The 1,146-nt window shown below is 62.6% G+C and carries 1 protein-coding gene; it reads right to left on the reverse strand.

Annotated elements, in window-relative coordinates:
- Positions 1 to 73: 73 nt before the first annotated feature.
- A partial coding sequence (locus tag ACXRVY_RS30580) for a thiolase family protein (RefSeq protein ID WP_458239150.1) occupies positions 74 to 1,146 on the reverse strand: 1,073 nt, incomplete at its 5' end.

Raw genomic sequence — 1,146 nt, forward strand, 5'->3', positions numbered from 1 at the left:
CGTCGAAACTGCCCCGGATCGGTGAGTGTCATGAGGTTTTCGTTGCACTGATGGGTAGACATGACGGGTTCTCCTAACGACTCAGAATATGGACAGCCACAGCGCCTTCTTCGATGCCGATCAGTCCCCCTCCGTTTTCCTGGATCGCATGGCGTGCGCCTTGGACCTGGCGAGCCCCTGCCTCGCCCCGCAGTTGGGTGGTCAGCTCGAACAACTGGCCAATGCCCGTTGCGCCGAGCGGGTGACCTTTGGATTCCAGACCGCCAGAGGGATTGATCGGTATCCGACCGCCCACGGTGAAATCACCACGCTCGGCACAGATCCCGCCTTGCCCCAGGGGCGCCAGGCCGAGATTTTCCGATTGAATGATCTCGCCCATCGCGGAAGCGTCATGGACCTCGGCGACATGCATGTCCTGCGGACCTAGCCCGGCGATCTCGTAGGCCTGAAGCGCGGCCAGGTGACTGACATGCTTCTCAGGTTCGGCCAGGTCGCGCAGGGTGAAACTGCGAATCACGCTGGCGGCGATCCGCACGCAACGTTTGGGGTCGGCACCTATGCGCTTCAGGCCCGCCTCGGTGCAGATGATCGCGGCTGCAGCGCCGTCGGTCATCGGTGCGCACATCGGCAGGGTGATCGGATAGGTAATGGGCGGCGCGGCCAGCACCTCTTCGATGGTGAAAGGCTTGCGAAACTGTGAATAGGGGTTGTGCACCGAGTGATTGTGGTTCTTGGCGCACACCGCGGCGATCTGGCGCTGGGTGGTGCCGTAGGTCTTCATGTGCCAACGGCACATGGCCGCGTAGATGGCCATGAACTTGCTGTACGGCCGATCGGACTCGGAGCCCGCCGGAACGACGATGCCCTCCCCCATCCTCACTAGCGTCGCGTAGTTCTCCTCGGCGGTGGAGACGTCCCAGCCAGCCTCGAACAGGGAAAGGGTTTTCATCTTGTCGGGTACGACCATCTTCTCGGCGCCCAAGGCCAGCACCACGTCGGTGGCGCCGGCGCGCAGGCTCTGCACCGCCAGATGAACAGCGGTACTGCCCGAGGCGCAAGCGTTTTCGACGTTGTAGATCGGCACCCCTTCAATGCCGATCTTGCTGCACACCACTTGCCCGGGGATTGACAGCTGCCCCTGCAATT

It is taken from the genome of Pseudomonas sp. P5_A2_2, assembly GCF_054177685.1.